This is a genomic window from Streptomyces sp. NPDC002537 (assembly GCF_053594975.1).
In genome coordinates this window covers 16,872-30,243 of the sequence record NZ_JBSFWT010000087.1, presented here as the reverse complement: position 1 = coordinate 30,243, position 13,372 = coordinate 16,872, and the positions used below count along the sequence as shown (strand labels likewise).

At 70.9% G+C, this 13,372-nt stretch carries 12 protein-coding genes; 8 read left to right on the top strand and 4 right to left on the bottom strand.

Going from position 1 to position 13,372, the window contains the following annotated elements; all coding sequences use genetic code 11:
* The first annotated feature begins 308 nt into the window (after positions 1-308).
* Positions 309-1,676 carry an FAD-binding oxidoreductase gene (locus ACWD4A_RS29325; protein ID WP_451198535.1) on the top strand — a complete coding sequence of 456 codons (1,368 nt, stop codon included), beginning with the start codon at positions 309-311 and terminating at the stop codon, positions 1,674-1,676.
* 33 nt (positions 1,677-1,709) lie between these two features.
* Here ACWD4A_RS29325 and ACWD4A_RS29320 read toward each other — a convergent pair whose 3' ends face one another.
* Complete coding sequence (locus ACWD4A_RS29320) at positions 1,710-2,120, bottom strand: SsgA family sporulation/cell division regulator (protein WP_451198534.1); 411 nt, start codon at positions 2,118-2,120, stop codon at positions 1,710-1,712.
* Positions 2,121-2,490: 370 nt separating this feature from the next.
* Here ACWD4A_RS29320 and ACWD4A_RS29315 point away from each other — a divergent pair, with 370 nt between their 5' ends.
* A complete protein-coding gene (locus ACWD4A_RS29315) occupies positions 2,491-3,894 on the top strand; it encodes an RDD family protein (protein ID WP_451198533.1) in 1,404 nt (467 codons plus the stop codon).
* 94 nt (positions 3,895-3,988) lie between these two features.
* Complete coding sequence (locus ACWD4A_RS29310) at positions 3,989-4,741, top strand: RDD family protein (protein ID WP_451198531.1); 753 nt, start codon at positions 3,989-3,991, stop codon at positions 4,739-4,741.
* On the opposite strand, the gene ACWD4A_RS29305 is transcribed toward ACWD4A_RS29310, so the two are convergent.
* Positions 4,727-5,014, bottom strand: a complete 288-nt coding sequence (locus ACWD4A_RS29305; protein ID WP_451198530.1) for a hypothetical protein — start codon at positions 5,012-5,014, stop codon at positions 4,727-4,729. The genes ACWD4A_RS29310 and ACWD4A_RS29305 overlap by 15 nt on opposite strands.
* Before the next feature lie 315 nt (positions 5,015-5,329).
* Between ACWD4A_RS29305 and ACWD4A_RS29300 the strand changes: the two genes are divergently transcribed.
* Positions 5,330-7,753 carry an immune inhibitor A domain-containing protein gene (locus ACWD4A_RS29300; protein ID WP_451198528.1) on the top strand — a complete coding sequence of 808 codons (2,424 nt, stop codon included), beginning with the start codon at positions 5,330-5,332 and terminating at the stop codon, positions 7,751-7,753.
* Between the two features lie 152 nt (positions 7,754-7,905).
* Positions 7,906-8,208 (top strand): hypothetical protein, encoded by a 303-nt coding sequence (locus tag ACWD4A_RS29295; protein WP_451198526.1) that lies wholly within the window; start codon positions 7,906-7,908, stop codon positions 8,206-8,208.
* A 108-nt stretch (positions 8,209-8,316) separates the two neighbouring features.
* On the opposite strand, the gene ACWD4A_RS29290 is transcribed toward ACWD4A_RS29295, so the two are convergent.
* Together ACWD4A_RS29290 and ACWD4A_RS29285 are read right to left on the bottom strand one after the other, a co-directional pair.
* Positions 8,317-8,910 (bottom strand): isochorismatase family protein, encoded by a 594-nt coding sequence (locus ACWD4A_RS29290; protein ID WP_451198524.1) that lies wholly within the window; start codon positions 8,908-8,910, stop codon positions 8,317-8,319.
* A gap of 157 nt (positions 8,911-9,067) precedes the next feature.
* A complete protein-coding gene (locus ACWD4A_RS29285) occupies positions 9,068-10,396 on the bottom strand; it encodes a nicotinate phosphoribosyltransferase (RefSeq protein ID WP_451198523.1) in 1,329 nt (442 codons plus the stop codon).
* 137 nt (positions 10,397-10,533) lie between these two features.
* Between ACWD4A_RS29285 and clpS the strand changes: the two genes are divergently transcribed.
* From clpS to ACWD4A_RS29270, 3 genes are all read left to right on the top strand, one after another.
* Complete coding sequence (clpS, locus tag ACWD4A_RS29280; RefSeq protein ID WP_451198522.1) at positions 10,534-10,845, top strand: ATP-dependent Clp protease adapter ClpS; 312 nt, start codon at positions 10,534-10,536, stop codon at positions 10,843-10,845.
* Entirely contained in the window at positions 10,845-11,438 is a 594-nt protein-coding gene (locus tag ACWD4A_RS29275) for a DUF2017 domain-containing protein (protein WP_451198520.1), read from the top strand. Before clpS ends, ACWD4A_RS29275 begins: the two co-directional genes overlap by 1 nt.
* Before the next feature lie 380 nt (positions 11,439-11,818).
* Complete coding sequence (locus tag ACWD4A_RS29270; protein WP_451198519.1) at positions 11,819-13,321, top strand: amino acid permease; 1,503 nt, start codon at positions 11,819-11,821, stop codon at positions 13,319-13,321.
* Positions 13,322-13,372 lie beyond the last annotated feature (51 nt).

The following is a 13,372-nucleotide window of genomic DNA, read 5'->3' as shown; positions in this document are numbered from 1 at the left end:
GCCACGCCCGGCACATCCAGCCCGTCCGGCGTTTGAGGACGCGGCCGCAGGCCGCCCCCGCCGCAGGCGGCGAACCGGCCCGCAGCCGGAGGTCCGGGAGTACGCCCCGCGGGAACCCGCTCCCGCCGCAGGCGGCGAACCGGCCCGCAGTTGGGGGCCCGGGGCGCGCAGCCCTCGCCACGCGGCGGAGCCGCATATCGGATACTGCGGGAAGGGGCGGGGCTGGGGGAAAGCCCGCCGCAGGCGCGGACGGCCCGCGGCCGGGGTCCGGGGGTCTGGGGGGCTTCCCCCGGGGGAATGTCCTCCACATGGACGATCTCATCGACGCGCTGCGCGCAGCGCTCCCCGCGGAAGCGGTGCTCACCGACCCCGACATCACCCGCAGTTACGCGAACGACATGGCCGGCTTCTGCGCGGCGGGCAACCCAGCCGTCGTCGTACTGCCCCGCACCGTGGAGCACGTCCAGCACGTGATGCGCACGGCGACAGCCCACCGCACCCCCGTCGTCCCGCAGGGCGCCCGCACCGGGCTGTCGGGCGCGGCCAACGCCAGTGACGGCTGCATCGTCCTGTCCCTCGTGAAGATGGACCGCATCCTGGAGATCGACCCGGTCGAGCGGATCGCCGTCGTCGAACCCGGCGTCGTCAACGCCGTACTCTCCCGCGCCGTCGCCGAACAGGGCCTCGCCTACCCGCCCGACCCGTCCAGTTGGGAACAGTGCACCATCGGCGGCAACATCGGCACCGCCTCCGGCGGCCTGTGCTGCGTGAAGTACGGCGTGACCGCCGAGTACGTCCTCGGCCTCGACGTCGTCCTCGCCGACGGACGGCTGCTCACCACCGGCCGCCGCACCGCCAAGGGCGTCGCGGGCTACGACCTCACCCGCCTCTTCGTCGGCTCGGAGGGCAGCCTCGGCGTGGTCGTCCGGGCCGTCCTCGCGCTGAAACCCGCGCCGCCCGAACGGCTCGTCCTGGCCGCCGAGTTCCCCTCCACGGCCGCCGCCTGCGAGGCCGTCCGCGAGATCATGGCGCGCGGCCACACCCCCTCGCTCCTGGAACTGATGGACCGCACCTCGCTCCAGGCCGTCAACAAATTCGCCCACATGGGCCTCCCGGAGTCCACGGCGGCCCTGCTGCTCGCCGGCTTCGACACCCCCGACCCCACCGCCGACCTGGCCGCCGTCGCCGGGCTGTGCACCGCCGCCGGTGCCACCGAGGTCGTGCCCGCGGACACCCCCGCCGAGTCCGAACTCCTCCTCCAGGCCCGCCGCCTCACCCTGCCCGCCCTGGAGGCACTCAAGACCGCCACGATGATCGACGACGTGTGCGTGCCCCGCTCCCGGCTCGCCGCCATGCTCGACGGGACCGCCGCCATCGCCGACAGACACCGGCTCACCATCGGCGTCTGCGCGCACGCCGGGGACGGCAACGTCCACCCCGTCGTCTGCTTCGACCCCGCCGACGAGGACGAGGCGCGCCGCGCCCGCGCGTCCTTCGACGAGATCATGGCCCTGGGGCTGGAACTCGGCGGCACGATCACCGGGGAGCACGGCATCGGCGTGCTCAAGAAGGAGTGGCTGGCCCGGGAGCTCGGGCCGGTGGCCATGGAGGTCCAACGGGGCATCAAGGCCGTCTTCGACCCCCTGGGCCTGCTCAATCCCGGCAAGGTCCTCTGACCTCCGTAACCCCTGGACCGTACGTCCGGATCGTTACGCTCCGAGGAGTTCGCGCAGCGCCTCGTCCAGCGCCAGGCGTTCCGGCTCCGAGCCCGGTGCCACCGCCCGCAGCGTCCGCTCCAGCCACGCCGTCACCGCCCGGTCGGGGGCCTCCAACAGCGCGTCGCCGTCAGGCGAGGACAGCGCCATACAGACGACGCTGCGGCCCTGCGCCGTCGTGGGCCACACTCTGACGTCCCCGTGCCCGGCCGGCCGGAACAGCCCCTCCATCAGCAGCTCGCGCGCGAAGGTCCAGCTCACGGGGGAATCCGAGGTGACGTGGAAAGTGATGTTGACGGCGTACGGATCGGCCGTGCGGTAGCTCAGCCTGCAAGGGACCGGAACGGTGCGGTCCGGCGACAGCACCAGGTCGATCTCCAGCTCTCGTTCCACCACGGTGTGCATGAAGTGAGCCCTCTCTGCTCTGCGTTCTCTCGGTGCGTGGCCCCTCGGAGACGGGCCCGCACCGGACAGAGCGCGTCGACCCCCACACCATTACGCGACTTCCGCACATCGATACCGCGACTTCCCCCGCGGCGGACACGCCGTGACCACCGGTCGCACGTGTGAGTGGTCCCGCCCGCGGGACGGCCGCAGAGGAGAGAGCCGTCTGGTAGACCTGTCCGCAGCGCCCCGGGTTGCCTTTTGTGCATTGAGGTCACGAGGTACCGGAGCCGCGCGCAGGACGTGACGCGGGTGCGGCAGACTGAGGGTTCGCCAGCCGCCCACCGACACGACACCCAGTACGGCCGACAGATACGGGACATCGGACACCATGAGCGCTCCTCTCTCGGGATCCGCCGACAGCAGCCCCGCGGAAGGCTTCTACCCCGACCCGTCCATTCCTGGTTACATCCGCTACTGGAGCGGCACCGCCTGGGTGCCCGGCACCAGTCGGCCCGCGCCCGCCGAGGGCGAGCCGCTGCCCGCCCCGCCCACCGGCTTCGCCCCGGCCGCTGCGCCCGCGCTCGCCGCGCCCGTGCCGCCCACCCCACGGCGTGCGGAGCCCACGCCTCCGGGAGCGCCGCTGCCGGAGGAGACGGGGCCGATGTTCCTGGACCAGGAGCCCGCACCGCGCGAAGCCCGCCCGGAGGCGACGGATCCGCGCACCGCGCGGGGCGCCCGCGCGCCGTGGGACGGGACCGGCGGGCCCGTGATCCCCGCCGTCCGCGACCCCCGCGTCGCCGCGGAGCCCGCGCCGGAGGCCCGGACGTCCGACGGCCCGCCGCCCGCCACGGGCCGCGGCGCCCGGCCCGGCGGCACGATCCAGCTGCGGACGAACGGTTCGCCGCCCGCCGCGGCCTCGCCCGCGCCCCAGCAGCCCTGGGCCGAACCCCGCGCCGCCGCACGGGAAGCACCGCCCCGCGCCCAGGAGGCCCTCCGGCCGCGCGCGACCCGGTCCCCCCGGGCCCAGGAGGCCTCCCGGGCCCCGGAGGTCCGGCGCACCCCCGAGGCGCGGCGTGCCCCCGAGGCGCGTGCTCCCGAGACGAAGCAGCCCGTGCTGCCGCCCGTGCCGGAGCGGCACGCGCTGCCCGCGCCGGCACCGGAACAGGAGCGGCCCGCCACCGGCTGGGCCCAGCAGGTGCACCAACTGGCCCGGCAACAGCCCGCGGCGCAGGGCGGCGAGAGCCCCGCGCCCTGGAAGCCGCCCAAGGACGACCCGTTCCTGCGCGCCGCGCGGGAACGGCAGGGGCGGCCCGCGCCGCTCGGCCGCCGCCTCCTGGCGCGCATCGTGGACTCCGTGGTGCTGGGTGCCCTCGTGGGCGCCGTGGCCCTGCCGTTGTGGGTCAGGGCCACCGACCACATCGACGCCAAGGTGCAGCAGGCCAAGCAGTCAGGCCAGACCGTGACGGTCTGGCTGCTCGACGGCACCACCGGCCCGTACCTGGGCATCGTGCTGGCCGTCCTGCTCGTCGGCGGGCTGGTGTACGAGGCGCTGCCGACCGCCAAGTGGGGCCGCACGCTGGGCAAGAAGCTGTGCGGGGTGCGGGTCCTCGACATCGAGTCGCACGACACCCCCTCGTTCGGCGCGGCCCTGCGTCGCTGGCTGGTGTACGGCGGGCTGGGCGCCGTGGCCGTCGGTGTGCTCGGTGCGCTGTGGTGCCTGTTCGACCGGCCGTGGCGGCAGTGCTGGCACGACAAGGCGGCCCGTACGTTCGTGGCGTCCACCGGCCGCTGAACCGGAAGCCGTTGTGGGCCGCGCTCCGGCGCGCGCTCCTCGAACGGCATACGGCCGGATGCGGTCACCGGAATGCTGGGTTCTACTCGGGTGCATGAGCACCCCCGAACAGCCGCCGGAAGACGACCCGTTCCTCAAGAAGCCGCAGGAGCCGCAGGGGCCCCCGCCGGGCGGCGGTCCCGGCGGCCCGTACGGGGGCACCCCGGGAAGCGGCGGCGGCCCGTACGGCACGGGGCCCGGCTCCGGTGGCGCCTACGGCGGTTCAGGCGGTCCACCACCCGGCGGCCCGTACGGCGGCGGGCCCTACGGGGGCGACCCCTACGGCGGGGGCGGTGCCCCCGGCGGCGGGCCCGGCAACCCCTACGGCGACCAGCACGGCGCCACCGACCCGCTCGCGGGCATGCCGCCGCTCGCGGCCCGCTGGCGGCGCCTCGTGGCCCGGATCATCGACGGCCTGCTCGTCAGCATCCCCGTCAGCGCCGTCTACTCGGCGGCAACCTGGAACGCGAACTGGGACGTCACGAAGAACAACAGCAAGGCCACCGGCCTCAGCATCGTCATCGTGGTCGTCTACTTCGTCTACGAGGGCCTGATGCTGACCACACGGGGTCAGACCGTCGGCAAGATGGCCATGAAGATCCGGGTCGCCATGCTGGAGAACGGCGCGGTCCCCGCGGGGACGCCGGGCTGGACGCGCGCCGCCGTCTACTCCCTGCCGGAAGTCGTGCCGTGCTGCGGCTTCGTCTTCTGGCTGGTGAATGTGCTGTGGTGCACCTGGGACATGCCGTATCACCAATGCATTCACGACAAGGCGGCCAAGACCGTGGTGGTCTCAACCGTGCAGTGAGTGCTCGCTGATCCTGGTGTCGGCGGACAGCGGCGCACGCTGCTCCGGGACCCGGTCCCCGGAGGTCGGGCGGTACCTGCGGACCCGTGCGCGGAGCGCCTGCCGTGGCAGCGGCACCGTCACGGCGACGAGCAGTCCGAGGGTGAGGGAGACAAGGGCGATGACCGCTATGCCGGGCCCCGTTCGGGCCTGGGACAGCAGCAGCATGGCGAGGGTCGAGAAGACGACGGTGGCCGAACCGTAGGCTATCTGTGCAGGGGTCGGACGCGGCATGGCGGGATCCGTCCTCGGGGCAATGTGTGGGGTGCGGAGCCGGCTGGTGCGTACACCAAAACGACTCTACGGTCCTGTCTGCCCGAGCGGAATGCCTGGTAAGCGTGACCTTATCGAGGCTATGGAAGCACGGGGGGCGCACATGGCCATGCGCCTGTCCAACAGGTGAGACGGGCCCCCGCGTTGATGTCCGAAATCCGCAACTTAAAGACTGGATAACGTACTTGCTGAGCCAAGCCTCAGTCAAGATCTGTCTTTTCTTGCATCCCTCCGGTCAAATACCTCCCAAGTTGTTACTGGGGAGGACAGAGACAAGTGAAGAGCAGCCAACGGAGGGTCGCCAGATCCGCCGCAGTGGCCACGGTCGTCGCGCTGGGCGCGGCGACCCTTTCGGTCGGACTGACCGGAGCGGCGCAGGCGGCCGGCGCGACCGGAACGGCAGGGTCCGACCAGCCCGCCGCAGCGGTGCGCCAGGACCCGGCACAGGCCAGGCAGGGCGTCGAGCACGACCTCAAGGGCCCGTTCAGCAAGCAGAACGAGGCGCAGCGCAAGGCCGCCCTCGACAAGGTGATATCCGGTGAGGCCAAGGCGCAGCAGCGCGGCGGCTCCCAGGTCGTCCAGCTCGGCAAGGGGAAGTACGTCGAGCTGGCCCGGCAGAAGACCGACAAGATATTCACGATCCTGGTGGACTTCGGCGACAAGGTCGACGACACCACGATGTACGACCCGGACGGGCCCGACGGCCCGCTGCCGCCGGTGAAGAAGTACGGCGGCACGCCCGGCCCCGCGCACAACACGATAGAGAAGCCGGACCGTGCCAAGGACAACAGCACGGCCTGGCAGAAGGACTACAACCGCCAGCACTACCAGGACCTGTACTTCTCGAAGGACAAGGACAAGGAGTCCCTGGCGAAGTACTACGAGAAGCAGTCCTCGGGCCGCTACTCGGTCGACGGCCAGGTGACGGACTGGGTCAGGGTCCCCTGGAACGAGGCCCGTTACGGCTCCAACTACTGCGGCTCCACCAACTGCCCCAGCGCCTGGGACCTGGTGCGCGACGGCGTCAACCAGTGGGTCAAGGACCAGAAGGCGGCGGGCCGTTCCGACGCCGACATCAAGGCGACGCTGGCCCAGTACGACCAGTGGGACCGCAACGACTACAACCACGACGGCAACTTCAACGAGCCCGACGGGTACATCGACCACTTCCAGATCGTGCACGCCGGCGAGGACGAGTCCGCGGGCGGCGGCAAGCAGGGCAAGGACGCGATCTGGGCGCACCGCTGGTACGCCTACGGCTCGGACGCGGGCAGGACCGGCCCGGCGAACAACAAGGCGGGCGGCACCCAGATCGGTGACACCGGCTTCTGGGTCGGCGACTACACCATGCAGCCGGAGAACGGCGGGCTCGGCGTCTTCGCCCACGAGTACGGCCACGACCTCGGGCTCCCCGACGAGTACGACACCACCGGCAAGGGCGAGTCGTCCGTCGACTACTGGTCGCTGATGTCGTCCGGCTCCTGGCTCGGCACGGGCAAGGACTCCATCGGCGACCTGCCCGGCGACATGAGCGCCTGGGACAAGCTGCAGCTCGGCTGGCTCAACTACGACAAGGCGAAGGCGGCGACGAGGTCGACGCACAAGCTGGGCGTCGCCGAGTACAACACCAAGGACAAGCAGGCGCTCGTCGTCGACCTGCCCGCCAAGGCGGTCAAGACGGACGTGGTGAAGCCCGCCGAGGGCGGCAAGCAGTGGTGGGGCGGTCAGGGCGACGACCTGAAGAACACCCTCACCCGCACCGTGGACCTCACCGGTAAGTCCAAGGCGCAGCTGGACCTTTCGGGCTGGTGGGACATCGAGGCCAACTACGACTACCTCTACACCGAGGTGTCCACGGACGGCGGCGCCAACTGGACCCCGGTCGACGGCACCGCCGACGGCAAGGCCATCACCCGTGACGGCGGCGACCGCCCGGCGCTGACCGGCGTCTCCGGCGCGTACAAGAAGCTGTCGTACCCGCTCGACGCCTACGCGGGCAAGAAGGTCGACCTGCGCTTCCGCTACCAGACGGACGGCGGCACCTCCGGCAAGGGCTTCACCGCCGACGCGATCAGCCTCACCGCCGACGGCGCGACCCTCTTCACCGACGGCGCCGAGGGCGACGACAACGGCTGGACGGCGAAGGGCTTCTCGCGCATCGGCGAGTCCTTCACCAAGGAGTACCCGCAGTACTACCTCGCCGAGAACCGGCAGTACGTGTCCTACGACAAGACCCTCAAGTCCGGCCCGTACAACTTCGGCTGGAAGAGCACCAAGCCGGGCTGGGTGGAGCACTTCCCGTACCAGCCGGGCCTGTTGATCTGGAAGTGGGACACCTCGCAGACCGACAACAACGTCGGCCTGCACCCGGGGGCCGGGCGCATCCTGCCGGTCGACGCCCACCCCAAGGCGGAGCACTGGGCGGACGGTTCGCTGATGCGCAACCGCTTCCAGGCGTACGACTCGACGTTCAGCTGGTTCCCGGTCCAGGGTTACACCGTGCACAACGACGGCGTCGCCACCCGGGTGAAGGGCAAGCTCGGCAGCCCGGTCTTCGACGACCGCAAGGGCACCTACTACGACCCGAGCAACCCGACGGGCGGTGTGCAGGTTACTGACACCAACACCCGGATCAAGATCCTGCACCAGGCGCTGGACGGCTCCACGATGACGCTCCAGGTGGCCCCGTCCGGCAAGTAACTCGCCAGTAATCTGCGTTTTCGCAGGTCAGAGCCGTATCGGCCGTCGCCCTCTAGCGGGCGGCGGCCGATCGCGTTTAGATGACTTCGTGGCGTTGTCGCCGGCGGGCTTGTTGACAGGTCCGCTCTACGTGCGGGGGAGAGGTGGCGTGGATGGCGGGTGGCGGGTTCGCGAAGCTGCCGGGCGGCAGTGTGGTCGTCGCCCTCTCCCTGCCGGTCCCCTCCGGGGCGCGGGTCAGGGTCCTGGTGCACGCCGTGAACCGGCAGCGGGCGCTGACCCGGCTACGGAATCTCGGGCTCCGGGCGGTCTACCTCCGGGGCAACAGCGAGCCGCCCACGCCCGACGAGATAACCGCCGTGCTGCACCACCCGGACGGGCTGGTGTGGCGGGCCTCCCTGACCGACGACACGGAGTCCTGGCACCCGATAGGCAGCCTCCCGGGCCTGCGCGCCTGACCACGAAGGCGGGCGTGGCCGGCACTGTCACGACGGGGGGCAACCAAAATCAGCCCGTCCGGCGATCGAGGACACAGGAACCTTGGCCACAGCCGGCCCGCGGACGGCCTACCCGCCCGAAACCACCGGCTTCCCGCTGAGCTCCACACCGGCCTCCCGCATCTCCTCCAGGGCCTTCTCCGTGGTGTGGGGCGCGACCCCCGCCGTCAGGTCCAGGAGCACATGGGTGGTGAAGCCCTCCCGCCGGGCGTCCAGCGCGGTCGCCCGTACGCAGTGGTCCGTGGCGATGCCGACGACGTCGACCTCGGTCACCCCGCGCTCCCGCAGCCAGTCCCCGAGGGTGACCCCGTTCTCGTCGGTGCCCTCGAAGCCGCTGTAGGCCGCCGCGTAGGCACCCTTGTCGAAGACGGCCTCCATGGCGCCGGAGGCGATGACGGGCGCGACGTTGGGATGGAAGCCGCTGCCCTCCGTGCCGGCCACGCAGTGCACCGGCCAGGTGTGCTCGAAGTCCGGATCGGCCGAGAAGTGGTCACCGGGATCTATGTGGTGATCGCGGGTCGCGACGACATGGCGGTAGCCCGCGCCCGCCTCACCGACGAGGTCGGTGATGGCCGCGGCCACATCGGCGCCGCCGGCGACCGCGAGGCTGCCGCCCTCGCAGAAGTCGTTCTGCACGTCGACGATGATCAGTGCACGCTGCATAGTGCGGATCCTTTGTGAAGGGCCCTCGGCCGACAGTGCGGATCAAGTCGCTGTGACCGAGGGTAGTGACTCCCGTGGCGTATTGGGAGGGGGTCTCGGCGCACCCGGGCAGCGCATCCCGGAGGCGTACCCGGAACGTCCCGTCCGGTTGCGCCCGTCAGACGTACTCCGTAGGGAGCACCGGCTCCCCGCGCGAGAGCTGGGTCGCCGACATGGGCAGTCCCGCCCGCGCCGCCCGGTGCCGGTCACGGACCGCGTCCAGGGGCTCGCGGGCGACGGCCATGCCGCCCCGTACGAGCTCCACCAGCAGCTGCCGGTCGGCGAGCTCCTCGGGCACCGGCCCGGTACCGACGACCTCGGCCTCGGCCACGCCGTCCGCGTCGAGGCGGCGCGCCGCCCACTTGCGGCCGCCGATCGAGGCCTTGCCGCCCATCGACTTCTTGGCCACCGGCCGCAGCGGGGCGTCCGGCTCCCCGGAGTCGGCGCGGGCCACCAGCTTGTAGACCATCGAGCAGGTGGGGTGGCCGCTGCCGGTCACCAGCTGGGTGCCCACGCCGTACGCGTCCACGGGGGCCGCGCCCAGCGAGGCGATCGCGTACTCGTCCAGGTCGCTGGTCACGACGATCTTCGTGTTGAAGGCGCCCAGGGCGTCCAGCTGCTGCCGCACCCGGTACGCGAGCAGCAGCAGGTCGCCGGAGTCGATCCGCACCGCGCCCAGCTCCGGCCCGGCGATCTCCACGGCCATCCGGACGGCCTCGGCGACGTCGTACGTGTCGACCAGGAGGGTGGTGCTGCCGCCGAGCGAGGCGACCTGCGCGGTGAAGGCGTCCTTCTCGCTGTCGTGCAGCAGCGTGAAGGCGTGCGCACTGGTGCCGACCGTCGGAATGTTGTATCGGAAGCCCGCTGCGAGGTCGGAGGTGCTGGCGAAGCCGCCCACGTACGCGGCGCGGGCCGCGGCGACGGCGGCCAGCTCGTGCGTGCGCCGGGCACCCATCTCGATCAGCGGGCGGTCGCCCGCGGCGGCGGACATCCGGGAGGCCGCGGCGGCGACCGCCGAGTCGTGGTTGAGGATCGACAGGATCACCGTCTCCAGCAGCACCGCCTCGGCGAAGCTGCCCTCGACCCGCAGGATCGGCGAGCCGGGGAAGTAGACCTCGCCCTCGGGGTAGCCCCAGATGTCGCCGCGGAAGCGGAAGTCGGCCAGCCAGGCCAGCGTGGGCTCGTCGACGATGCGCTGGTCCGCCAGGAAGCGCAGGACGCCCGGGTCGAAGCGGAAGTTCTCCACCGCGTCGAGCACCCGGCCGGTGCCCGCCACCACGCCGTAGCGGCGGCCCTCGGGCAGCCTGCGGGTGAACACCTCGAAGACCGAGCGGCGGTCGGCCGTGCCCGCCCGCAGCGCGGCCTGCAGCATCGTGAGTTCGTAACGGTCGGTGAAGAGGGCCGTCGACGGCACAGTCACCGGCAGCCCCAGGTCCGCAGCGTTCACTTCGCCCTACCTCGCTTTTCCGTCCGGGCCTTCGCGATGATGCTACCGCGAATACTCGTCAGAGTGACGATTTCTAGACGGTTGTTCGTACCGATTGCCGGGACCCGTTTGTGCGACGGCCGGGCGCGAGTGGCAGCATGGGGGATGTGAGCGTCGCCCCTGTTGAGATCGAACGTCCCGAGTCGAGCGAGGCCCCTTTCGCGGTGGCCCAGCCCGACGTCCCCTGGGTCACGTTGGTTCACAACGACCCCGTCAATCTGATGAGTTATGTGACGTATGTGTTCCAGACCTACTTCGGCTACTCCAAGGACAAGGCCCACAAGCTGATGCTCGACGTCCACCACAAGGGCCGCGCGACCGTCTCCAGCGGCAGCCGCGAGGAGATGGAGCGCGACGTGCAGGCGATGCACGGCTACGGCCTGTGGGCGACCCTGTCGCAGGACCGCTGATGGCCGGGCACTTCGAGCCGCTCGCGGGCGGCGGGGCCGCCGTGGCCCTGGACGAGGTCGAGATCTCCATCCTGCGCAGCCTGGCCGTGCAGCTCCTGGAGCTGGTCGGGCCGGGGGACGGGCACGGCCCGGAGGACGCCGACCCGCTCGCGCGGCTCTTCACCGAGGGCCCCAGCGAGCCGCCCGCCGACCCCGCCCTCGCCCGGCTGTTCCCGGATGCGTACGGTGAACCGGGCGTGGCACAGGACACCGAGCAGCGCGCCCACGCGGCCGAGTTCCGCCGCTACACGGAGAACGACCTGCGGGCCCGCAAGCGCGAGGACGCCCTCTGTGTCGTCCGCTCGCTGGACTCGCTGACGGTCGGCGGCGACCGGGGCGCGGTGCTGCGGCTGTCGCCGGAGGAGTGCCGGCAGTGGCTCGGCGCGCTCAACGACCTGCGGCTGGCCATCGGCACCCGGCTGGAGGTCACGGAGGACGACGACAGCGAGGAGCTCTTCCGGCTGCCGGACGAGGACCCCCGCAAGCCGATGGTGATGGCGTACCTCTGGCTGGGGGGCCTCCAGGAGACCCTCGTCGAGGCACTGATGGCCTGATCCGGCCTGGCCTGATCCGGGCGGGTCCGGACGGCTCGGTCGGGTGCCTCGGAGCACCCGATCGACGTCCGATATTCGAACAGTGTGCACTGGGTGTTCGCTCACCGAACGCTCAATTCCGGATAACGATCGAGTTACCGTAGTGGCCGCCAATGGGCGGCCTTTTTACATTTGTCCTACTTTTAGTGTGGCCGCTGTCACAGGGGGCTGGGCGATCTCATTGCGCCACGTGATAAATCTTCACGACCTGCCTCCGTGACGCCACCCATGTCGCGGCGGGAGCGCTTCGCCGGCCGACCGTCGGCACTTGCAGGACTCCATCCGGGGGGATCTGGACCCGATCCGAATGACCGGATCGGTATGGAGAAAGGCGCACCACCATGACCTCTGAGCAGGTCGCGGACCGAACCGCGAGCGCGGCGGCCGCAGGGCAGGACGGAAGCGGACAGGGAGCTTCCGAGGGTTACCAGCGGGGACTGGGCAACCGGCAGATTCAGATGATCGCCATCGGCGGTGCCATCGGCACCGGCCTCTTTCTCGGCGCGGGCACGGCCATCCACAAGGCCGGACCCAGCCTGATCCTGGCCTACGCGATAGCCGGCCTCGTCATCTTCTTCATCATGCGGGCGCTCGGCGAGCTGCTCATGTACCGCCCGGTCTCGGGTTCCTTCTCGGACTACGCGCGGGAGTTCCTCGGCCCCTTCTGGGGCTATGTGACCGGCTGGACGTACTGGCTCTTCTGGGTCGTCACCGGCATCACCGAGGTGACCGCCGCGGCGACCTACATGAACTTCTGGTCGAAGGGCGGCATCCCCCAGTGGGCATCCGCCCTCGGCTTCACCGTCGTCCTCTACCTGGCCAACCTGATCTCCGTGAAGCTCTTCGGCGAGCTGGAGTTCTGGTTCTCCATGGTCAAGGTCACCGCCATCATCGGCATGATCCTGATCGGCCTCGGCGTCATCACCCTCGGCTTCTCGAACGCCGGTGACACCGCCACCTTCAGCAACCTCTGGGCGCACCACGGCTTCTTCCCCAACGGCGTCAAGAGCACCCTGATGACGTTGCAGATCGTGATGTTCGCCTTCCTCGCCGTCGAGCTCGTCGGCGTCACCGCGGGCGAGGCCAAGGACCCGAAGAAGACCCTGCCCAAGGCGATCAACACCGTCCCGTGGCGGATCGCGGTCTTCTACATCGGCGCGCTCATCATCATCCTCGCCGTCGTCCCGTGGACCGAGTTCGTGCCCGGCACCAGCCCCTTCGTGGCCGCCTTCCAGAAGATCGGCCTCCCGGCGGGCGCGGGCATCGTCAACTTCGTGGTCCTCACCGCCGCCCTCTCCTCCTGCAACTCGGGCATGTACTCCACCGGCCGCATGCTGCGCGACCTCGCGCTCAACGGCCAGGGCCCGAAGTTCTTCGCCCAGCTCACCAAGAACGGCCTGCCGCTGCGCGGCACCACCGCCTCCGCGGCGCTGATGCTCGTCGGCGTCTGGATCAACTACGAGTGGCCGGGCCAGGCGTTCACCTACGTGGTCTCCTTCGCCACCATCTCCGGCATGTGGGCCTGGATCATGATCCTCGTCGCCCAGCTCCGCTACCGCCGCAAGGCCGACCGGGGCGAGCTGCCGCAGTCCGAGTTCCGCGCCCCCGGCGCACCCTGGACGAGCGCCTTCGCCCTCGCCTTCATCGGCATGGTCATCGTGCTGATGGGCATCGACGAGGACTCCCGCGTCTCGCTCTACTGCGCGCCCGTCTGGGCCCTGCTGATGGTCGTCTCCTACTACGCCCTCAAGCGGCGCAACCCCGAGGCGTTCGTCCGCAAGTCCCCCGAGCACTACGCGAAGCTCGCCGAGGCCACCCGGTCCGAGGTCGAGCACGCCGCCTGACGCAGGCACCGCACGGCAACAGGGCCCGCCCGTACCTCCCGGTACGGGCGG

Coding starts and splice junctions, on each gene's coding strand:
- ACWD4A_RS29325 (WP_451198535.1), top strand. CDS start 309: ATGGACGATCTCATCGACGCGCTGCGCGCAGCGCTCCCCGCGGAAGCG.
- ACWD4A_RS29320 (WP_451198534.1), bottom strand. CDS start 2,120: ATGCACACCGTGGTGGAACGAGAGCTGGAGATCGACCTGGTGCTGTCG.
- ACWD4A_RS29315 (WP_451198533.1), top strand. CDS start 2,491: ATGAGCGCTCCTCTCTCGGGATCCGCCGACAGCAGCCCCGCGGAAGGC.
- ACWD4A_RS29310 (WP_451198531.1), top strand. CDS start 3,989: ATGAGCACCCCCGAACAGCCGCCGGAAGACGACCCGTTCCTCAAGAAG.
- ACWD4A_RS29305 (WP_451198530.1), bottom strand. CDS start 5,014: ATGCCGCGTCCGACCCCTGCACAGATAGCCTACGGTTCGGCCACCGTC.
- ACWD4A_RS29295 (WP_451198526.1), top strand. CDS start 7,906: ATGGCGGGTGGCGGGTTCGCGAAGCTGCCGGGCGGCAGTGTGGTCGTC.
- ACWD4A_RS29290 (WP_451198524.1), bottom strand. CDS start 8,910: ATGCAGCGTGCACTGATCATCGTCGACGTGCAGAACGACTTCTGCGAG.
- clpS (WP_451198522.1), top strand. CDS start 10,534: ATGGGGGATGTGAGCGTCGCCCCTGTTGAGATCGAACGTCCCGAGTCG.
- ACWD4A_RS29275 (WP_451198520.1), top strand. CDS start 10,845: ATGGCCGGGCACTTCGAGCCGCTCGCGGGCGGCGGGGCCGCCGTGGCC.
- ACWD4A_RS29270 (WP_451198519.1), top strand. CDS start 11,819: ATGACCTCTGAGCAGGTCGCGGACCGAACCGCGAGCGCGGCGGCCGCA.